13 protein-coding genes and 3 tRNA genes are annotated in these 21,122 nt (G+C 70.1%); 8 read left to right on the top strand and 8 right to left on the bottom strand.

What is annotated here, in order from left to right; all coding sequences use genetic code 11:
• Nucleotide 1: 1 nt before the first annotated feature.
• Entirely contained in the window at nucleotides 2-1,096 is a 1,095-nt protein-coding gene (locus E7742_RS11555) for an amidohydrolase family protein (RefSeq protein WP_137799076.1), read from the top strand.
• A 101-nt stretch (nucleotides 1,097-1,197) separates the two neighbouring features.
• Here E7742_RS11555 and E7742_RS11550 read toward each other — a convergent pair whose 3' ends face one another.
• Nucleotides 1,198-2,208 carry an ester cyclase gene (locus E7742_RS11550; protein ID WP_137799075.1) on the bottom strand — a complete coding sequence of 337 codons (1,011 nt, stop codon included), beginning with the start codon at nucleotides 2,206-2,208 and terminating at the stop codon, nucleotides 1,198-1,200.
• Between the two features lie 170 nt (nucleotides 2,209-2,378).
• Nucleotides 2,379-3,611, bottom strand: a complete 1,233-nt coding sequence (locus E7742_RS11545; RefSeq protein ID WP_137799074.1) for an MFS transporter — start codon at nucleotides 3,609-3,611, stop codon at nucleotides 2,379-2,381.
• A gap of 46 nt (nucleotides 3,612-3,657) precedes the next feature.
• Between E7742_RS11545 and E7742_RS11540 the strand changes: the two genes are divergently transcribed.
• The gene (locus E7742_RS11540; RefSeq protein ID WP_137799073.1) at nucleotides 3,658-4,041 is read left to right on the top strand and encodes a MerR family transcriptional regulator; all 384 of its coding nucleotides are present in this window, start codon (nucleotides 3,658-3,660) and stop codon (nucleotides 4,039-4,041) included.
• 108 nt (nucleotides 4,042-4,149) lie between these two features.
• On the opposite strand, the gene E7742_RS11535 is transcribed toward E7742_RS11540, so the two are convergent.
• A tRNA-Leu gene (locus E7742_RS11535) sits at nucleotides 4,150-4,234 on the bottom strand.
• Nucleotides 4,235-4,311: 77 nt separating this feature from the next.
• The gene (locus tag E7742_RS11530; RefSeq protein WP_137799072.1) at nucleotides 4,312-4,989 is read right to left on the bottom strand and encodes a hypothetical protein; all 678 of its coding nucleotides are present in this window, start codon (nucleotides 4,987-4,989) and stop codon (nucleotides 4,312-4,314) included.
• 431 nt (nucleotides 4,990-5,420) lie between these two features.
• Between E7742_RS11530 and E7742_RS11525 the strand changes: the two genes are divergently transcribed.
• Nucleotides 5,421-14,732, top strand: coding sequence for a type I polyketide synthase (locus tag E7742_RS11525; protein WP_137799071.1), 9,312 nt, complete (start codon nucleotides 5,421-5,423; stop codon nucleotides 14,730-14,732).
• The gene (acpS, locus tag E7742_RS11520; protein WP_137799070.1) at nucleotides 14,733-15,146 is read left to right on the top strand and encodes a holo-ACP synthase AcpS; all 414 of its coding nucleotides are present in this window, start codon (nucleotides 14,733-14,735) and stop codon (nucleotides 15,144-15,146) included.
• A 78-nt stretch (nucleotides 15,147-15,224) separates the two neighbouring features.
• On the opposite strand, the gene E7742_RS11515 is transcribed toward acpS, so the two are convergent.
• Nucleotides 15,225-15,878 carry a TetR/AcrR family transcriptional regulator gene (locus tag E7742_RS11515; RefSeq protein ID WP_441346853.1) on the bottom strand — a complete coding sequence of 218 codons (654 nt, stop codon included), beginning with the start codon at nucleotides 15,876-15,878 and terminating at the stop codon, nucleotides 15,225-15,227.
• A 206-nt stretch (nucleotides 15,879-16,084) separates the two neighbouring features.
• Here E7742_RS11515 and E7742_RS11510 point away from each other — a divergent pair, with 206 nt between their 5' ends.
• Nucleotides 16,085-17,452 (top strand): dipeptidase, encoded by a 1,368-nt coding sequence (locus tag E7742_RS11510; protein ID WP_137799068.1) that lies wholly within the window; start codon nucleotides 16,085-16,087, stop codon nucleotides 17,450-17,452.
• Between the two features lie 6 nt (nucleotides 17,453-17,458).
• Here the strand turns inward: E7742_RS11510 and bcp are convergent, their stop codons facing one another.
• The gene (gene bcp, locus E7742_RS11505; protein ID WP_137799067.1) at nucleotides 17,459-17,929 is read right to left on the bottom strand and encodes a thioredoxin-dependent thiol peroxidase; all 471 of its coding nucleotides are present in this window, start codon (nucleotides 17,927-17,929) and stop codon (nucleotides 17,459-17,461) included.
• Nucleotides 17,930-18,071: 142 nt separating this feature from the next.
• On the opposite strand from bcp, the gene E7742_RS11500 reads away from it, so the two are divergent.
• On the top strand, nucleotides 18,072-18,293 hold the full coding sequence (locus E7742_RS11500; protein ID WP_137799066.1) for a DUF3618 domain-containing protein: 222 nt from the start codon (nucleotides 18,072-18,074) through the stop codon (nucleotides 18,291-18,293).
• 174 nt (nucleotides 18,294-18,467) lie between these two features.
• On the opposite strand, the gene E7742_RS11495 is transcribed toward E7742_RS11500, so the two are convergent.
• Nucleotides 18,468-18,540, bottom strand: a tRNA-Lys gene (locus E7742_RS11495).
• Between the two features lie 22 nt (nucleotides 18,541-18,562).
• Nucleotides 18,563-18,635, bottom strand: a tRNA-Lys gene (locus tag E7742_RS11490).
• Between the two features lie 274 nt (nucleotides 18,636-18,909).
• On the opposite strand from E7742_RS11490, the gene E7742_RS11485 reads away from it, so the two are divergent.
• Together E7742_RS11485 and E7742_RS11480 are read left to right on the top strand one after the other, a co-directional pair.
• A complete protein-coding gene (locus E7742_RS11485; protein WP_137799065.1) occupies nucleotides 18,910-20,154 on the top strand; it encodes a L,D-transpeptidase in 1,245 nt (414 codons plus the stop codon).
• Nucleotides 20,155-20,201: 47 nt separating this feature from the next.
• On the top strand, nucleotides 20,202-20,435 hold the full coding sequence (locus E7742_RS11480) for a hypothetical protein (protein ID WP_254699309.1): 234 nt from the start codon (nucleotides 20,202-20,204) through the stop codon (nucleotides 20,433-20,435).
• Nucleotides 20,436-21,122: the final 687 nt, after the last annotated feature.

Raw genomic sequence — 21,122 nt, 5'->3', positions numbered from 1 at the left:
GGTGACGTCGTTCCACCTGCGGGGCATCGGTCTGCCCGACGAGCAGCCGCTCGAGTTGTGGGTCCGGGACGGGCAGATCACCGACGAGCCGGTTCCGGGTGCGCAGACGCTGTGCACCGCGGGCTGGATCCTGCCCGGGCTCGTCGACGCCCACTGCCACATCGGCATTCGCTACGGCGGGGGCGCCGAAGACCTGGACGGCGCACTCGCGCAGGCCCGCATCGAGCGGGACCGTGGTGTGCTGCTGGTCCGCGACGCCGGGTCGCCGGTGGACACCCGATCGCTCGACGACGTGGCCGGGTTGCCGCGGATCATCCGCGCCGGCCGGCACATCGCCGCGCCCAAGCGCTACATCCGCGGTCTGCCGGTGGATCTCGAGGACGAGTCGCAGCTGCCCGACGAGGTGGTGCGGCAGGCCCGCGGCGGGGACGGCTGGGTGAAGCTGGTGGGCGACTGGATCGACCGTGAGGTCGGTGATCTGGCGCCGCTGTGGAGCGACGAAATCCTCGTCGACGCGATCGCGGCCGCGCACCGCGAGGGCGCTCGGGTCACCGCGCACGTGTTCGGGGAGGACGCGCTGCCGGGTCTTCTCGCTGCCGGAATCGACTGCATCGAGCACGGCACCGGCCTGACCGACACCACGATCGCCATGATGGCCGAGCGGGGTACCGCGCTGGTCCCGACGCTGATCAACATCGACAACTTCCCGGAGATCGCCGACGGCGCCACCCGGTTCCCGGTGTACGCCGCGCACATGCGCGATCTGTACGCCCGGGTGAACGACACCATCGGCGGCGCCCGCGACGCCGGCATCCCGATCTACGCGGGCACCGACGCCGGCGGGCACGTCCGGCACGGCCGGATCGCCGACGAGGTCGCCTCCCTCGGGAAGGTCGGCATGACGCCCACCGAGGCTCTGGGCGCCGCGTGCTGGAATGCGCAGGCATGGCTCGGCGGTGGCGGGCTCGCGGCGGGTGCACCCGCGGATCTCCTTGTGTACGAGCAGGATCCGCGCACCGGGCCCGAGGTCCTCTCGCAGCCGTCGCTGGTTGTCGTGGGTGGCGAGGTCGTGACGGCGCGGGGTTCGTTCGCCTGACGTCGGAAACCGCGCTCGTTGTCGCGGTGTCGCAGGACGTTCCCGTACCGACAACGCGTGCGACTCCGCCGAAACCTTTGCGACGCGGGTGAATCGGCCGCTCAGGGCGTTGCGCCGGCGGCGTCGATCCGGCTCGGCAGTGCCGGTAGGTGGGCGCTGCCCCAGTGCTCGACGATCCGGCCGTCGCGCACCCGCATCACGTCGACGGCGTCGAACGCGGCGGGGCGTCCGGAGGGCGGAATGCCGAGGAACGCTCCGCGGTGGCTGCCGTGGTACGTCAGGTAGGTGGTGACCAGGTCGCCGTCGACGGACTGCCAGTGGATCTCGGCCCGGAGATCGGGGAACGCGCCGCGCATCGACTGATAGAGCAGCTTCGTCCCGGACTTGTCGGGTGCGAGTCCGGGATGCGGGGTGTGGTCGACGTAGTCGTCGGCGAACAGTTCGTCGAACACCGCGAAATCGCCGCTGCCGTGCACCTCCTCCGCGTTCCGCCGGATCACGGCCTTCGCGGCCGCACCGTCGGTCTCGCCTGTCGAGGTGGTCGCAAGAGGTACGGCGGTGGGCGAGACGGCGGCATGGCGCCCGTTCGAGTTCGCCGCCCGACGGCCGATGCTGTCCGCGAGCAGCGGCGTCTCACGGCGAACGTGGTCGCCGTACGCCGCGGCGCACGCCGCGGCCGCGTCCTCGAAGACGATCCCGCGTTCGTCGAGGTGGGCAAAGTAGTCCCCGGTAGGGGAGACGAGGATCCGGTCGGTGACGGTGCACCGGCCGTCGCCGTCGGGTTCGGCCCGCAGCTCCCACGTCACGTCCACCGTCGTGCGCCCTGCCGCGGACACGACCTCCGAGGTCGACACCATCCGGCAGTGGTGCGGGTCGGTGACGGCGCCGACGAAATGGTGGATCAGGAGGGCGTCGTCGATCGTCTCCACGCCGATCCAGATCGGCCGCCCGTCCTCGGAGGCGCCGACGCCGGTCGTGAGGTGGTCCGGGGGACAGCACCGCCGGTACTCCGCGTCGGACAGCGAGTACAGCCACTCCGCGATGTCCACCCGGCGCGCGGGCACGTCGATGACGGCCGTATGGACCGAGTCCGTGAGCAGGCGAGTGGACATCGGCGTCCCCCAGGTGCTGCGAGGTGCGTCGCGCCGAGATCGACCGCGACATCGACACGCTAACGCCGGGACCGGTCGACCTGTGGGTGCTCACCGGAATGGTTGCAGCATCGACACCGGCGGGACCCGAAGCATCCACCGGTGTCGGGAGTGACGCCCGGGCAACCAACCTATTCGGTCACGCGGGCCGGCACGCGAGCGGACAGTGACAAGCACAGCGCGCCGACGGACGTCACGACCGCGGCGACCGGTGCCAGCTCGGCGACCCCGAAGCCCACTGTCAGGCCGCCGAGAGCAGCGCCGCCGGCAATACCCAGGTTGAGCACGGTGACGACCACGCTGCCTGCCGCAGGACGAAACTCCGGGGAAGCCAGCCGGAGAACCCGTACCTGCATCGCGGCGGGGAGCACTCCGACCACCGTTCCCCACAGCACGATGGTGGTCACGAACACTGCCGGGACGGCAGGCGCGGCCGCCAGCATCGCGAACGCCGTCAGCGCCGCGAACGCCGACACGGGCAGTGTTGCGCTGGGCCACCGGTCCGACAGCCATCCCGATATCGCTACGCCGATCGCCCCGGCGGCACCGAACAGTACGAGCACGGCTGCCACAGCCCCGGAGTCGAATCCCGCGACGTCGGTGACCACCAGCGAAACGTAGGTGAACAACACGAAGTGCCCTACCAGCACGAGCGCCGCAGCCAACGCGGTGCCGAGGCACAGGATCGCGCTGCGATCCCACCGGATCACCGACCTCGGGCGGGGACCGGACGTCTCGGTATCGGCGAGTATCGGTACGAGGGCACCTGCGACGAGGGCCGACACCACGGACGCACCTGCGAAGACGCCGCGCCAACCGACGGTGTCCACGAGTGCAGTCGCGACCGGAAGCCCGGCGCACCCCGCGATGGTCGGGCCGGACAACACGATCGCCAACGCACGTCCGAGCCGCTCGGGTGCAACGGTGTCGGCAACGTGGACGACGATCAGAGCCCAGAACACCCCGTGCCCCGCCGCGGCGAGCACTCGGCCGGCCAGCGCCACCCCGAAACTCGGCGCCGACGCCGTGACCAGTCCGGCGATCGCGACCACCCCGAGCGCTGCCGGAATCAACCGAGTTCGGCGGACACCCGCCGTGACTCGTACGAGTGGCACGCCGGTCACCACGATCGTCAGCGCCCAGGCCGTGACCAGCGTGCCGGCCAGTGCCGGGTCCACTGCGAGGCCGCGCCCGATCTGCGGAAGTAGACCCGACGGCAGCATCTCCATCGTCACCGTGGCGAATGAGGCAAAGGTGAGCGCGATCAGCACCGTCCACGGCATCGACGGTGTCGCCGGGGGCGGAGTGGGAAGTTGCCGTGTCGGAGCAGTTTTCGGTGTGGTCGAACCTTCGGTGTCGGTCATCACCCGACGCTAAACTTTGACATCGGTGTCAAGGTCAAGGAGAGACATGCGGATCGGTGAACTGTCTCGGCGGACCGGGCTCACCCCCCGGATGCTCCGCTATTACGAACAGCAAGGTTTACTTCAGCCGAACCGAAGTGCCAACGGGTACCGCGACTTCAGCGAGCGCGATGTCGAACGCGCGCAGACGATTCGTGATCTCGTCACCTCGGGCGTGCCCACGCGTCTGATTCCCGCGGTTCTGGACCGGCGCGACGGTGCACGAGTCGGCTGGACAGGTGAGTGCGATCGAATTCTCGCCGGACAGCTCAGCAGCGAGATCGAGAGCCTCGACAGTCGCATCGCCTGTCTGACCCGCAGCCGCAACGCCCTGGACGAATTGCTCGGACTCGGGCCTGTGCAGCTCCGGTCGGAACGGGCGGACAACTGAGCTGTCACGCCGGCGCCGGTGGACGCGACGGCAACGCATTCACCCGAAGCGAGGGAGAAGTCGGGGGCACACCGGCTGTCGATTCGCGACGTCATTCGTCGCGGCACATGGTGCGCGAGGGGGGACTTGAACCCCCACGTCCTGAGACACTGGAACCTAAATCCAGCGCGTCTGCCAATTCCGCCACTCGCGCGAGCGATGTCAGCCTACGCCACCGGTGGCCGGGCCCGGCCTGCAGGATCGGCCACCGGAAGGCCGCGGGCGCACCGGCTACGCGGACAACGGTTTCCGTGCCGGCCCGCGCGTTCGTCGGCTCCGCCACACCGCATTGAGCAGTGCCGTCTGCGGCACGTCGAGTGATGCGGCCGCCGCACCGAGCAGACCGAGCGCCTCGGTCTCCGGAATGTCCGAACGGCCGTCGTCGAGTGCCGCCGCGACGAAGCCGCATATCTCGCCGAGCGCGAGGGGACCGACCAGGCCGAGCTGCAGGACGAACGTCTCCCAGGTCGTGGTGCCGAGGCCCGGGACGCCGGTGAGGGCGTCCCACGCGTTGCGTCCGTCGCCGATCCGCCCGCTGCTGTCGATTCCGGACGTGACGAGTGCGGCCGCGGCGGCGGCGGCCGCTTCGGCCTTGGTCGTGTAGTTCCCGGGCACACGCTGCCGGTTGCCGAGGACCGCGGCCAGGCGATCGGGTGCGGACGTGAACGACGCGAGGGCGGTGAGATCGTCGAGACGCGTGCCGCGATGCGCCCGCCAGGCGGTGACGACCCGCCGCACCCCCGACGTCGGGGTGCCGTAGGTGGCGCGAGCCGAGAAGACGGCGTCCAGCAGTGCCGCCTCGATCTCGCCGGGCCACCCCGCCGGCCAGAGGGTGTGCCCGCCGGGCAATACGTCGCCGGCGACGGCGGCGAGCGTGCGGACCGCGTTGTGCTTCATGGTTCCCCCCATGTGTTCGGTTGTGTCGCGGACGGTAACCGCCGCCCCCGACAGGGCCGCGCCGTCGCCGGAGGGACGGGACCGCACGGATGCGGCCTGCCGTCAAGGAGATCACAAATTGATAACGATCAACGTGAGGTTTCCCTCAGGTTTGTGGACATCCATGCATGGGGCCTGACCCGCAGTTTCTCGACCTACTGGCGAGTCACTTTTTGACGTTCCTGTGGCCAACGTCACTCGATACTCGCTGGTAGAAAGCGCGCCGCAAGTAAACGTGAGGATTCCCTCATGATTCTGTGCCAACCTTGTGGAGCCCGGATTCGCGCGTTCCAAGCGTGTCCGAGGGGTGCCGCGGGTTTGAAGAATTGCGCGTCAGCTCTGCCGAGGGCGGCCGAACCACCACCTAACCCCCGTCCAGGGGACCAGGAGAGGACACAACTTCAGTGACGATTGACGACACTGCAGGAAACGGACGAACCCCCAAGGAGCCCAGCCAGTTCGGTGCCGATCGGGCACCGGTCCGGTCCGCCGCGCAGGGCCCGCTCGTCGACCGGCTGCGCGCCGGGGAGCCGTACGCGCTCGCGTTCGGTGGTCAGGGCGCCCCGTGGCTGAGCGCCCTCGCCGAGCTCACCCGCGACAGTGGCCTCGAGCCGACGCTGACCGAGCTGGTGAACGATGCCGCGGCGATCCTCGAGCCCGTCGCACAGGATCTGCTCGTCGTCCGTCCCGTCGGCTTCGATCCCATCGCGTGGATCCTCGAGCAGGAGCTCGCCGACGACGAGGACACCACCGGTGCCGCCGTGCCGTCCGCAGCCGCGTTGACCTCCGCCGCGGTGTCCCTCCCCGGTGTCTTCCTCACCCAGCTCGCCGCGCTGCGGGCACTGCAGCAGCAGGGTCTCGATCCCGAGATCAACGCCCCCGTCGCCACCATCGGCCACTCGCAGGGCCTGATCGCCGCGGCCGCCGTGGCCGGTGCGGGTGCGGCCGACAGCGCGCTGCTCGCCACCGCGCAGCTCATCGGTGCGGGCGCCGGTCTCGTCGGTCGCCGCCGCGGCATCATCGCCGCCGCGGACCGGTCGCCGATGCTCGCCGTCTCGAACGTCGATCCCGAGCGCCTGAGCGCGATCGTCGCGGAACTCGCGCAGGGCCAGGAGCCCGAGCGTGCCGCCGTCATGGCCATTCGCAACGGTCGTCGTCGCGTCGTGCTGTCCGGCCCGCCGGCGCAGCTCGCGCGCGTGCAGCAGCGCCTCGAGCAGATCGCGGCCGAGGAGAGCCGCGAGCGTGACGCCAAGACCCGTGGCGGCGCAGTGTTCTCGCCGGTCTTCGAGTCGCTGCCCGTCGAGATCGGCTTCCATCATCCCGCGCTGGCCGAGGCCGTGGAGCTCATCGGCGGATGGGCCACCCGCTGCGGCCTCGACGCCGAGCAGGTCCGCGCGCTGGCGCAGGCCGTGCTGGTCGACCCCGTCGACTGGGTCGACGCCGTCGAAGGCGCCATCGAGTCCGGTGCCGCGTGGATCCTCGACCTGGGGCCGGGTGACCTGCTCACCCGCATGACCTCGACCGGTGTGCGCGGGCGCGGCGTCGGCATCATCGCTGCGTCCACCCGCGGTGGCCACCGCAACCTGCTCACCCCCGGCGCCGCCCCCGAGGTGGCCCGTGCCTGGACCGAGTTCGCCCCCAAGGCCGTTGCCCTGCCCGACGGCCGCGTAGCCGTCGAGACCGCATTCACGCGGCTGACCGGTCGCTCGCCGATCCTGCTCGCGGGCATGACCCCCACGACCGTCGACCCGGCGATCGTCGCCGCCGCCGCCAACGCCGGCCACTGGGCAGAGCTGGCCGGTGGCGGCCAGGTCACCGAGCAGATCTTCGCCGACCACGTGGAGAAGCTGAAGGGCCTGCTCGAGCCGGGCCGCGCCGTCCAGTTCAACTCGATGTTCCTCGATCCGTACCTGTGGAAGCTGCACGTGGGCGGCAAGCGGCTCGTGCCGCGCGCCCGCGCCGCCGGCGCGCCGTTCGACGGTGTCGTCGTCACCGCCGGCATCCCCGAACTCGACGAGGCCGTCACGATCATCGACGAGCTGACCGAGGCCGGTTTCAGCTACGTCGCGTTCAAGCCGGGCACCGTCGCGCAGATCCGTTCGGTGATCCGTATCGCGAACGAGGTGCCGAACTTCCCGATCATCGTCCACATCGAGGGCGGCCGCGCCGGCGGTCACCACTCGTGGGAGGACCTCGACGACCTGCTGCTCGACACCTACGCCGAGCTGCGCGCCCGCGACAACCTGGTGCTGTGCGTCGGCGGCGGCATCGGCACCCCCGAGCGCGCCGCCGAGTACCTGACCGGTCGCTGGTCCACCGCGTACGACTTCCCGGCGATGCCGCTCGACGGCATCCTCGTCGGCACCGCCGCGATGGCCACGCTCGAGGCCACCACCTCGCCCGACGTGAAGCAGATGCTCGTCGACACCCCCGGCACCCCCGACTGGGTCGGGGCCGGGACGGCGCAGGGCGGCATGGCCTCGGGGCGTAGCCAGCTGGGTGCCGACATCCACGAGATCGACAACGCCGCCTCGCGCACCGGACGCCTGCTCGACGAGGTCGCCGGTGACGCCGACGCCGTCGCCGCGCGCCGGGACGAGATCATCGCCGCACTCGACGTGACCGCCAAGCCGTACTTCGGCGACGTCGCCGCCATGACCTACCAGCAGTGGCTGCGCCGCTACCTGGAACTGGCCGTGGGCGTCGACTCCGCGCAGGCGTTCGACTGCGGCGGCGACGTGCAGGACGCGATCGCCGACGCGACGCAGTCGGTGTGGTTGGACGTGTCGTGGCGCGACCGCTTCGGCGAGATGCTCCAGCGCGCCGAGGCCCGTCTGCACCGCAACGACCGTGGCCCGATCCGAACGCTGTTCGCCGATTCCACGACGCTCGACCGGCCGTTCGCGGCGCTGTGCGCCCTCGAGGCCGCCTACCCCGATTACGCCGACACCGTCCTGCACCCGGCCGACGTCGCGTTCTTCGTCTCGCTGTGCAAGACGCCCGGCAAGCCGGTCAACTTCGTGCCCGTCGTCGACGCCGACGTCCGCCGCTGGTGGCGTTCGGATTCGCTGTGGCAGGCACATGATCCGCGGTACACCGCCGACCAGGTGTGCATCATCCCCGGCACCGTCGCCGTCGCCGGGATCACCCGCGTCGACGAGCCCGTCGGTGAACTGCTCGACCGCTTCGAGAAGGCCACGGCCGACGAGCTGGTCGCGGCCGGCGCCGATCCGGCGCCGATCGCCGGCCGCCGCCACGGCGGTTTCGGTACCGGTCTGCTCGACGCCGTCCTCACCGCGCCCGACGTGCTGTGGGCCGCGCGGCTGACCCAGAACCCGGTCCGTCGCCTCGGCGAGGTCGCCGAGTGGACCGTCGAGTCCGACACCGTCGCCAGCCACGACAAGACCGGCGCCCGCCTCGTGGTCGTGGACGCCGAGCACGTCGAGCTGACGGTGCCGCTCGCGCAGGGCAAGGCCGTCGAGATCCGTATCACCGTGCCCGCCACCGTCCGCGACGGCGGTGCCCCCGTCGTCACCGAGGCCGATGCCGAGGCGTCCATGGCGGCGCTGCTCGGTGTCGCTGCCGGGCAGGAGCTCCCGACCGTCAAGGGCGGTGTCGCGCACATCAACCTGGCGTGGACCCCGGACCTGATCGCCGACCACGCCGGTGTCACCGGTGTCGGCCTGCCGGTGAACCTGAGCACCAGCGGCAAGGCCGTGCCCGACGTCGTCGTCGGCGCGTGCTGGCCGGCCGTCTTCGCGGCGCTCGGCGCGGCGACCACCGAGTCCGGCGTGCACGTCATCGAGGGCATGCTCGACCTGGTCCATCTGGATCACGCAGTCGATCTCGTCGGTGAACTGCCGTCGGAGACCAGCATTCTCGTGGTGCGTGCCGAGGCCGGCGACGTCGTCGACACCGACATGGGCCGGGTCGTGGAGGTACGTGTCGAGGTCGGCGCCATGCTCGGCGAGGGCCTCGAGGCGCCCGCCGTCGCCGTCCTCACCGAGCGTTTCGCGATCCGTGGGCGCACCGGTAAGGGTGAGCTGGCCGATCCGGCTCGGGCCGGTGGTTCGCTGTCCGCCGACGTCGCGGAGACCCCGCGCCGTCGCCGCCGCGACCTGACGATGGTGGCGCCGCGCAACATGGCCGCGTTCGCCCGCGTCTCGGGCGACCACAACCCGATCCACACCTCCGACGCCGCGGCGCTCCTCGCCGGGCTGGGTACCCCGATCGTGCACGGCATGTGGCTGTCGGCCGCCGCTCAGCAGGCCGTCACCGCGGTCGACCCCGAGTCGAAGGTGCCGGCCCGCCGCCTGACCGCGTGGACCGCCCGCTTCCTCGGCATGGTCCGCCCCGGCGCCGAGATCGACGTCCGCGTCGACCGGGTCGCCACCGATCACGGTGACGAGATCGTCGAGGTCGGCTGCCGCGTCGACGGTGACCTGGTGATGGTCGCGACCGGCCGCACCGCCGCCCCCAAGACCGTGTACGCGTTCCCCGGCCAGGGCATCCAGCGTCCGGGCATGGGGCTCGACGCCCGCTCGCGCAGCAAGGCCGCCCGCGAGGTCTGGGAGCGCGCCGACAAGCACACCCGCGCGGCACTCGGCTTCTCGATCCTCGCGGTCGTGCGGGACAACCCGACGCTGGTCAAGGCGCGCGGCGTCGAGCACCGGCACCCGGACGGCGTGCTGCACCTGACGCAGTTCACGCAGGTCGCGATGGCGACCCTCGGTGTCGCCCAGGTGGCCGAGCTGCGCGAGTCCGGCGCGTTCGTCGAGGGCTCGTACCTCGCCGGGCACTCGGTGGGCGAGTACAACGCCCTCACCGCGGTCGCCGGAGTGCTGCCGCTCGAGGCGCTGCTCGAGGTGGTCTTCCAGCGTGGTTCGGCGATGCACGAGCTGGTGCCGCGTGACGCCGCCGGCCGCAGCGACTACCGCATGGCCGCGATCCGCCCGTCGCAGATCGGCGTCGCCGACGACGAGCTGCAGGCGTTCGTGGGTGGTGTCGCCGACGCGACCGGCGAATTCCTGCAGATCGTCAACCTCAACCTCAAGGGTTCGCAGTACGCGATCGCCGGCACGGTCAAGGGCCTCGCGGCCCTCGAACGGGAGATCGACATCCGCCGTGAGGCTTTCGGAGGCAAGCGCGCGTTCATCGTCGTTCCGGGCATCGACGTGCCGTTCCACTCGACGGTGCTGCGCGGCGGCGTCGACGACTTCCGCGCCAAGCTCGACGAACTCCTGCCGCAGGAGATCGATCCGGCGCTGCTGATCGGGCGGTACATCCCGAACCTGGTGCCGAAGTTGTTCAACCTCGGTCGCGACTTCGTCCAGGAGATCGCCGACCTGGTCCCGTCCGACCAGCTGCAGGCCGTCCTCGCGGACTTCGACAGCTGGGCCGAGCGCCCGGTCGCGCTGACCCGCGTCATCCTCGTCGAACTGCTCGCGTGGCAGTTCGCGAGCCCGGTCCGCTGGATCGAGACGCAGGACCTGCTGTTCACCGACGAGGACGCCGGCGGTCTGGGCGTCGAGCGGTTCGTCGAGATCGGCCTGGGGGCGACCCCGACCGTCGCGAACCTCGCAGCGCAGACGCTCAAGCTCGACGAGCACGCCGGCACGAAGGTCGAGGTGCTCAACATCGAGCGGGAGGCGTCGGTCGTCTACAGCACCGACGTCGATCCGGCGCCCGTCGAAGAAGATCCTGCGGACGACTCCGCTGAGGCACCCGCCGCACCGGCTGCGGCCGCGCCCGCACCCGTCGCGGCCCCCGCCGCTCCGGCCGGTGGCCCGCGCCCGGACGACATCGCGTTCAAGGCCGCTGACGCCACCAAGGTGCTCATCGCACTGTGGACCAAGCTGCGCCCGGACCAGATCGGTCCCGCCGACACCATCGAGGCACTGTGCGACGGCGTGTCCTCGCGTCGTAACCAGCTGCTCGTCGACCTCGGCTCCGAGCTCTCGCTCGGGGCGATCGACGGCGCCGCGGACGCCGACATGGGATCGCTCGCGGTCACTGTGGACCGGTTGGCCCGCACGTACAAGCCGTTCGGCCCGGTGCTGACCGATTCGATCAACGATCACCTGCGCAAGGTGTTCGGCCCGTCGGGTCGCCGGCCCGGCGCGATCGCGGACCGGGTCAAGAAGGTCTGGGAGCTCGGTGACGGCTGGGCGCACCACGTGACCGCGGAGGTTGCGCTCGGTACTCGCGACGGCTCCAGCGTGCGTGGTGGCGCGATGGGTGGCCTGCACGAAGGTGCGATCGCCGACGGCGCCGCCGTCGACGCGCTCGTCGACGCCGCCGTCCAGTCCGTTGCGTCGCGCCGCGGTGTCGCCGTCTCCATGCCGGCTGCCGGTGGGGGAGCGGGCGGGACCGTCGACGCGGCCGCGCTCGGCGAGTTCACCGAGGCCATCACCGGCCGGAACGGTGTGTTGGCGTCGGCCGCCCGGCTGGTGCTCGAGCAGCTCGGATTCAGCGAGTCGGCTGCCGCCGCGGTCGCCGCGGACGACACCGCGCTCGTCGACCTCGTGTCGGCCGAGCTCGGGTCCGACTGGCCGCGACTGGTCGCCCCGGCGTTCGACGCCAAGAAGGCCGTGCTGATCGACGACCGCTGGGCCACCGCCCGCGAGGACCTCGCACGCGGCTGGACCGGTGAGATCGACCTGACCGTCGAGCGTTTCGACGGTGCCGGCACCGCCGTGGCCAACCACGCCCAGTGGTGGCAGCAGCGCGCGACCGCAGAAGGCCGCACCACGCTGGCCGAGCTCTACGGTCGCATCGCACAGGTGGCAATCGCGCCGCTCGAGAAGAAGGGCCGGTACACCGGCGAGATCGCGATCGTCACGGGTGCCAGCAAGGGCTCGATCGCCGCATCGGTGGCCGGCAAGCTGCTCGGTGGCGGTGCGACGGTCGTCGTGACCACCTCGCGTCTGGACAGCGAGCGTCTCGGCTTCTACCGCAAGCTCTACAGCGCCAATGCCCGCGCCGGCGCCTCCCTGTGGGTGGTTCCCGCGAACATGGCGTCGTACACCGACGTCGACGCGCTGGTCGAGTGGGTCGGCAACGTGCAGACCGAAACCGCCGGCGGCGCCAAGAAGCTCGTCAAGGAGGCGATGACGCCGACGATGCTGTTCCCGTTCGCCGCGCCGCGAGTGGCCGGCGAGCTGTCCGACGCGGGTGCCCGCGCCGAGATGGAGATGCGGGTGCTGCTGTGGTCGGTGGAGCGCCTGATCGGTGGCCTGTCGCAGATCGGCTACGACCGTGACGTCGACACCCACCTGCACGTCGTGCTGCCCGGCTCCCCGAACCGCGGTCTGTTCGGCGGCGACGGTGCGTACGGCGAGGCCAAGGCCGCGCTCGACGCGGTCGTCGGCCGCTGGTCGGCCGAGCGGACGTGGGCCGAGCGGGTCACGCTCGTGCACGCGCTGATCGGTTGGGTGCGCGGCACCGGACTCATGGGCGGCAACGACCCGATGGTCGAGGCGGTCGAGGCCAAGGGCGTGCGCACGTGGTCCACCGACGAGATGGCCACCGAACTGCTGAGCTCGTGCACGGCCGAGGTCAAGCGTGCCGCCGCGCAGGCGCCGCGCGTGGTGGACCTCACCGGTGGGCTGGCCGAGGTCGACCTGGACCTGCCGGCTCTCGCGAAGGAGGCGGCCGAGGCTGCCGAGAAAGCCGCCGAGACCCGGGACGAGGCTGCTGAGGATGCGAATTCGATTGCGGCCCTGCCCGCCCCGCCGCGTGCTGTGGTCGCCCCGGCAGTGTCCTCCTGGCCCGAGCTGGACGTCGATCCCGCCGACCTCGTCGTGATCGTCGGCGCCGGCGAGCTCGGCCCGTACGGCTCGGCGCGCACCCGCTTCGAGATGGAGGTCGACGAGCAACTCTCCGCGGCCGGCGTGCTCGAGCTCGCGTGGAACACCGGTCTGGTCGCGTGGGAGAACGATCCCACGCCGGGCTGGTACGACACCGAGACCGGAGAACTGGTGCCGGAGGCGGAGATCGCCGACCGCTACCACGACACCGTCGTCGAACGCTGCGGCATCCGCACCTACGGTGACGAGGGCGCGATGGTCGACAACACCGCGCCGCTGCTCACGTCGGTGTTCATCGACAAGGACCTGTCGTTCGTCGTCGGCTCCGAGGCCGAGGCCCGCGCGTTCGTCGACTCCGACCCGGAGAACACCGTCGCGGCGGTCGACCCCGAGAGCGGCGACTGGACCGTCACCCGCAAGGCCGGCACCGAGATCCGCGTGCCGCGCAAGGTCAAGCTGACCCGCACGGTCGGCGGCCAGATCCCGACCGGGTTCGACGTCACCAAGTGGGGCATCCCCGCCGACATGGCCGGGTCCGTGGATCGGGTCGGTCTGTGGAACATCGTCTCCACCGTCGACGCGTTCCTCACCGGCGGCTTCACTCCGTCCGAGCTGCTGCGGTGGGTGCACCCGTCGTTCGTCGCCAACACCCAGGGCACCGGCATGGGCGGCATGACGTCGATGCGCTCGCTGTACATCGACACGCTGCTCGGCGAGTCCCGCGCGAACGACATCCTGCAGGAGGCTCTGCCGAATGTGATTGCGGCGCACGTCGTCCAGTCGTATGTCGGTGGCTACGGTGCGATGGTGCACCCGGTCGCGGCGTGCGCCACGGCCGCGGTCTCCGTCGAGGAGGGCGTCGACAAGATCAAGCTCGGCAAGGCCAAGCTGGTCGTGGCCGGCGGTTTCGACGACCTGGGCATCGAGGGCATCGTCGGCTTCGGTGACATGTCGGCGACCGCCAAGTCGGACGAGATGGCCGCCAAGGGCATCGACGACCGGCGCTTCTCGCGGGCCAACGACCGTCGTCGCGGCGGATTCGTCGAGTCGGCCGGTGGCGGCACCATCCTGCTGGCGCGTGGTGATCTCGCGCTGGAGATGGGTCTGCCGGTTCTCGGTGTGGTCGCCTGGGCGGGTTCGTTCGCCGACGGTGTGCACACCTCCATCCCGGCACCCGGCATCGGTGCGCTCGGCGCGGGCCGCGGCGGGCAGGACTCGCAGCTGGCGCTCTCGCTCAACGCGCTCGGGATCACCGCCGACGACATCTCCGTGGTCTCCAAGCACGACACCTCGACGGCCGCGAACGATCCGAACGAGGCCGAACTGCACGAGCGTCTGGCGGCGGCCCTGGGCCGCAGCGACGGCGCGCCGCTGTTCGTCATCTCGCAGAAGACGCTCACCGGTCACGCCAAGGGCGGCGCGGCGGCGTTCCAGCTGATCGGCCTGTGCCAGGTCCTCAGCCAGGGCGTCGTCCCGCCGAACCGCAGCCTGGACTGTGTCGACGACAAGATGGCGGAGTTCTCGCACTTCGTGTGGCCGCGGACCCCGCTGCGCTTCGGAAACCAGTTCGCGCTCAAGGCCGGCCTGTTGACCAGCCTCGGCTTCGGTCACGTGTCGGGTCTGATCGCGGTGGTCCATCCGCAGGCGTTCGTCGAGTCGATCCCGGCGAACCAGCGCGAGGCCTACCTGACGCAGGCGCAGCAGCGCACGATCGACGGCCAGCGTCGCCTGGCGTCGGCGATGTGCGGCGGCGAGGCCCTGTACGAGCGTCCCGCGGACCGCCGCTTCGGTGGCGACGCGGTGCCGGCCAAGGCTGCCCGCCAGCTCGAGGCCGACATGCTGCTCACCGAGGAGGCCCGTCTGGGCGACGACCACGTGTACCGCGCCGGACAGCCGGGGTGCCGCTAGATGGCAGTCCTGGGGATCGGCTTCGACGTCGTCACGATCTCGGAGTTCGCGGAGCAGCTGAAGCGTCCGGGGACCGCGATGAAGTCCAGCTTCCGTCCCGCCGAGCGTCGGTACTGCGAGTCCCGCAGTACCGACCCGGCGCGGCACTACGCGGTCCGGTGGGCCGCGAAGGAGGCGGTCATCAAGGCGTGGGCGGCCTCGCGGTTCGCCCGCCCGCCCGCGGTCGGGGACAACGCGTACGTGCTGGTGGAGGTCGTCAACGACGCCTGGGGGCGGCCGACGATCAAACTGCACGGTGAGGCGGCCGAGTTCCTGCCGAGCGCCAAGATCCACCTGTCCTTGACACACGACGGCGACGTCGCGGGAGCGATGGTCGTCATCGAGGAACCTGACCCGATCGCGCCCATCGGCTGATCGAGCACGGAAGAAGACCGAGGCCGGTCGACGGACACAATCCGTCGACCGGCCTCGGTCGTTCGTTCGCACCGGCGCCTACTTGGAGCGGGCTTCCTTCTCCGCGACCAGCAGGTAGGCGACCATCAGACGCTTGAGTTCGGCGACCGCGTCGGCGTGGCTCTGGCCGTCCTGCACCGAGAAGTTCAGCATCGAGTACACGACGTGGACGAGGACCTCGGCCATCATCGTGCGGCGCTCGTGCGGAGTGTGCGGGGTGAGCGGTGCGAGCATGCGAGTGACCCGCTCGGCGAACTGCTTCTCGTGGATCACACCGGTCGCGCGGGTGGACGGCGTGGACTGCATCGCCAGCCACACCTCGCGGCGCGACGGATCGGACGTCCACAGTCCCGCCATGTGATCGACGAACGTGTTGAGGAACCGCAGCCAGTCCAACGACGGCACCTCGCCGCTGAACGCCTCGAGTTCCTGCTGCACGCCCACCAGGTCCTGCCGGTTGAGCTCACACACGATGACGTACTTGTTCGCGAAGAACTGGTAGAGCGTGCCGATCGGGACGTCGGCGCGGGCCGCGACCTCCTCGCACGTGAAGGACTCGAACCCGACGTCGACGAGCAATTCCCGGGACGCGTTGAGCAGTGCGTCGAACTTGCGGCGGCTGCGCTCCTGGGTGGGACGCTTGCGCGGCATCAGCTCCTGGGGGTCGCTCTGGACCTCCAGCGCGGGGTCCACTCTGCGAGGCGGACGGCGGCTGGTAGTGGACTCCACAGGCACAGGTTATCGGTCTTTTGCACAGGATTCGACGAAGTTCCCGTTCTCGTGTTTCCCGCGGTACCGCTTACCGCGCCGTGCGGCGGGGGTGAAGCGACGCTCCGACGCGCCGACCGCCTCCGGCTCGTAGGCTCGATGGGTCCTGTCCTGAACGTGTGGAGGAGGCCGTGGTGACGGAGCAGTCGGACGAGGTACGGGGACGAGTCGCGGCGCTGATGCCGACGGCGCGCGAGGAGCTGGCGGCCCTCGTGGCCTTCCGGTCGATCGCCGACCCGCGCCAGGCGCCCCCGGAGGAGTGCCTCGGGGCCGCGAACTGGGTCGCCGACGCGTTCCGGGCGGTGGGAATCGGCGACGTCGAGTTGATCGAGACGTCGGACGGTTCGACGGCGGTCGTCGGGCACCGGCCGGGACCCGAGGGCGCGCCCACCGTGCTCCTCTACAGCCACTACGACGTGCAACCCGCGGGCGACGAGGCGCTGTGGGAGACGCCGCCGTTCGAGCTGACCGAACGCGACGGCCGCTGGTACGGGCGCGGCGCCGCGGACTGCAAGGGCAACCTCGTGATGCACCTGCTGGCCCTGCGGGCGCTCGGGTTGCCGGACGCGCCGGCGCCGGTCGGCATCCGGGTGGTGTGCGAGGGCTCGGAGGAGATGAGCGGAGGGGGACTCGAGGACCTCGTGCGCGCCCGCCCGGACTTGTTCGCGGCCGACGTCGTGCTGGTCGCGGACACCGGGAACACCGCGGTCGGTCAGCCGGCCGTCACGGTCAGCCTGCGGGGCGTCGCGAATGTCGTCGTGCACGTGGAAACCCTCCGGAGCCAACTGCATTCGGGTATGTACGGTGGTCCTGCGCCGGACGCGCTGGCGGCGCTCGTGCAGATGCTGTCGACGTTGCGGGACCACGGCGGCAACACCGTGGTCGACGGACTCGACACCGCTCAGGACTGGATCGGTGCCGAGTACCCCGAGGAGCGGTTCCGCGCGGACGCCGGCGTTCTCGACGGGGTCCGGCTCACCGGTTCCGGCTCCGTGGCCGATGCGGTGTGGGCCCGGCCGGCACTGACGATCCTCGGCATCGACGCGCCGCCGGTGGTCGGCTCGGCCGCGGCGATCCAACCGCGGGCATCTGCCCGGTTGAATCTGCGTGTGCCGCCCGGGATGACGCCCGTTCATGCACAGGACGCGCTGATCGCGCACTTGGAGAAGGCGGCGCCGTGGGGCGCCCGTGTGCGGGTGGAGCGCGAGTCGGTGGGGGAGCCGTTCCGCACGTCGACCACCGGTCCCGCCTACGTTGCGCTGTCCGAGGCACTGGCGGCCGCCTACGGTGTCGCCGCGAGCCCGATCGGCGAGGGCGGGTCGATTCCGCTGTGCAACGTGCTGGGCGACCAGTTCCCCGACGCCGAGATCCTGCTGCTCGGTGTGGAGGAACCGGCCGCGTTCATCCACGCGCCGAACGAGAGCGTCGACCCCACCGAGATCGAGAACCTGGCCGTCGCCGAGGCCCTGTTCCTGAGGAGCCTCGGCGACCGGACCTGACGGCGCTCAGACGGACAGATCGCGGCGGAGTTTGGCGACGTGACCGGTCGCGCGCACGTTGTACTGGGCGACCTCGATCTTGCCGTCCTCGTCGACGAGGAACGTCGACCGGATTACGCCCTGGACGACCTTGCCGTACATCTTCTTCTCGCCGAACGCCCCCCAGGCGGTGAGCGTGGCCTTCTCCGGATCCGACAGCAGCGGGAAGTTCAACTCCTCGTTGTCGCGGAACTTCGCGAGCTTGGCCGGCTTGTCGGGGGAGATGCCGACGACGTCGAGGCCGGAGCCGTTCAGTTCGGCGAGGCTGTCGCGGAAGTCGCACGCCTGCTTGGTGCAGCCGGGCGTGCCGGCGGCGGGGTAGAAGTACACGATCACCTTGCGGCCGCGGTAGTCGGCCAGCGAGACGTCGTTGCCGTCGGCGTCGGGCAGTGTGAAGTCGGGGGCGATGTCTCCGGGGGCAAGCCTGTTGTCGGTCACAGCGACTGAGGCTACCCAAGAGGCCCGACGGTGCGGGCGACGCCGCGCTCGCCCGTCTGTTCTACGGTTGTGGACGCAGGTGCCGGTAGCGTGACCGGCACAGCAGCAACACAACCGCACCGAATCGACAGTTGGAGGACACGTGCCCAGGGACACCGAGGCCATCGAGCGGGACATCGAGAATGCCCGCAATCAACTCGCGCAGACACTCGACGTGCTCGCTGTCCGCACCAACCCCAAGCGTCTGGTCGAGTCGACCAAGCAGGGCGTGCTCGCCAAGTTGAACGAACCGGCGGTCAGGGCGGCGCTGATCGGTGCCGGCGCCATCGTCGGACTGCTGGTGGTGCGCAAGCTCTTCCGCTGACGGTCGGGCTCACGGGCCGCCGCAACCCTCGGGACCCCGTCTTCGGGGCGGGTCCGCGCCGGGGGAGGCGGCGGCCTTCGTCGTGTGTCGGGGAGGCCGGTGCGCACTGCGGGATCGGATGCTCGGTGAAACGACGAAGGTCCCCGCACGCGATGCGTGCGGGGACCTTCTCGGTGCGCCCACAGGGACTCGAACCCCGGACCCAGTGATTAAGAGTCACTTGCTCTACCAACTGAGCTATAGGCGCCAGCCGTGCTAGCAATCTAGCGTGCGCCGCCAGGGACTCGAACCCCGAACCCAGTGATTAAGAGTCACTTGCTCTGCCAGTTGAGCTAGCGGCGCAGTTGCCTTCGCGAGGTGTCCCTCGCTCGGTGCGAGGAGAACATTAACGGACCGCTTCGAGCGAAAGCAAATCCGTATCCCTGTAGCACTCCAGCCCCAGGTGGCGATTGGTATTCGACCGTTATTCACCGGCTCGGCACGTCGCTCGGGGGTGTCCGACAGAGCTGGCATCATGCAGTGGCGCGGCTGGTCGGTTTGTGACGCTCTGCCGCGGGTGGGGACGTGTCTCGCGGGATGTGTCGTGTTGGTTTGTGCAGTGTGAAGTGGGGTTTCGATGAACGGCAGTGGCGGACGCGAGGGTCGGCGCGGGGGAGGGCGGCGGCGACCGGGATCGTCGGCCGTGGTGGTGGCCGTCGCGGCCGCACTGGGGATGGTGATGCTGGTCACCGGATGCACCATCTCGACCAGTTCGGCGGGTACGGCGGATTCGGCGTCTGGATCGATCGACTCGAACCCGCTGGTCGCGCTCATCCAGCCGAAACTCACGACGTCGGTGCTCGACGGCGCGGTGGGCTTCTCACCGGGAACTCCGGTGACCGTCCGGGTCGCCGACGGCCGGCTCGCGAACGTCACACTGCGTAACCCGGAGGGTCGGGTCGTCGCGGGAGCCGTCGCTCCCGACGGCCTGTCGTGGACCAATACCGAGCAGCTCGGGTACAGCCGCAGGTATACCCTGCAGGCGGACGCGTACGGACTCGGCGGCGCCACCTCCACCACCATGTCGTTCACCACCAGCTCTCCCGGGAACGTCACCAAGCCCTACGTGATGCCGGGAGACGGCAGCGTGGTCGGGATCGGCCAGCCCGTCGCCGTCCAGTTCGACGAGAACATCCCCGACCGGAGGGCGGCCGAGGCCGCGATCGAGATCGTCACGGTGCCGCCGGTGGAGGGCGCCTTCTACTGGTTGAACAACCGCGAGGTGCGCTGGCGTCCGCAGAACTACTGGGCGCCCGGCACCACCGTGACGGTCGACGTCAAGGCCTACGGCCGCGATCTCGGCAAGGGTCTGTTCGGCCAGGAGGACGTGCACTCCTCGTTCACGATCGGCGACGCGGTCGTCATCCGCGCGGACGACGACACCAAGCAGGTCACCGTCAACGTCTCCGGGAGGGACGTGAAGACGATGCCGACCTCGATGGGCAAGGACAGCACGCCCACCGACAACGGCGTCTACATCGTCGGCGACCGCTTCGATCACCTCGTGATGGACTCGTCGACCTACGGTGTGCCGATCACCTCGCCCGACGGGTACCGCACGCCGGTGGACTGGGCCACGCGAATGTCGTACAGCGGCATCTTCTTCCACTCCGCGCCGTGGTCGGTGGGCGAGCAGGGGTACAGCAACACCAGTCACGGCTGTCTGAACCTGAGCCCGGCCAATGCGAAGTGGATCTACGACAACACCAAGCGTGGAGACATCGTCGTCGTCGAGAACACGGTGGGCGGGACGCTGTCGGGCACCGACGGCCTCGGCGACTGGAACATCCCGTGGGAGACCTGGCGCGCCGGTAACGCGTAGTCGCCGATTACCCTGGAAATGACCGAATCGTCTGGAGAACGGGAGAGCTGAGCGTGGAAAAGGTGGGAGCCGGGGATCTCGTTCAGGCTGCGGGGCACGCGGGCCCGTGGACCGTCCTCGAGGTGCGGCACGGCATGGCACTGCTCGAGCATGCGGACGGGCATCGGCTGTCGCGCCGCACGACGACGCTGACCGTGGTCCGCAAGGCGGAGCCCGGGACGCCTGCGGCGGAGTCGGTCGGCGACTCCGAGGGCGGCGACGCGCCCACGTTGTTCGACTGAGGAGACGATAGAGGCCCCCTGTGCGGGGGACATTTTCGTGCCGCCGCTGGTGCAGCGGTCATACGCAGAAGCGGTCGGTACCCCTACGGGTACCGACCGCTTCTGCGAAGCCTCAGATGTGTCAGGGCCTGGGCTGCAGCGCGAATGCCAGACCGATTACGGCGGCGAGGCCGCCCAGGAGGCCTGCGCCTACGCCGGCCCACGCCGCGAGCGGGCCGAGAGCTGCGGGATTACCGATGGAGCCCATGTTGTGTCCCCTTTTCTACCGATTCAGGTGGGAGTGGTGGTGTGCCTGAATCAGGCGATACCGAGCAGCGAGATCACGGTCAGGATTGCGCCGATTCCACCGAGAAGACCGCCGCCGAGCTTCACGAAGTCACCAATGGTCTTGGCGTCGAGGTCTGCAGAACCCATGTCGAACTCCTGTCATTGAGGGCGTAGTAGCAGTGGCATAAGTCACTGTCAGGCATCGAAGATGCTGTGCGTCACAGTAGATAGGCGTGAACAAACGGTTAATTCCAGGTCTCACTGAGTGGGACTTGTGAGTTTTCTCCTGGTCAGGGCGATTTATGTGTTAAGGCGAGTATCTGAAAAGTGATCTGCTTCACCGCCCGTGCTACCTCGCGTTTTGCGCACTTGTCGCGCTCCGGCGGGACGCGGGTGTGCGGCAAGTGCGCAGAACGCGCA

The sequence above is a fragment of the Rhodococcus sp. SGAir0479 genome (assembly GCF_005484805.1).
GTDB lineage: Bacteria > Actinomycetota > Actinomycetes > Mycobacteriales > Mycobacteriaceae > Prescottella.
This window is presented reverse-complemented; position numbering and strand designations above follow the sequence as displayed.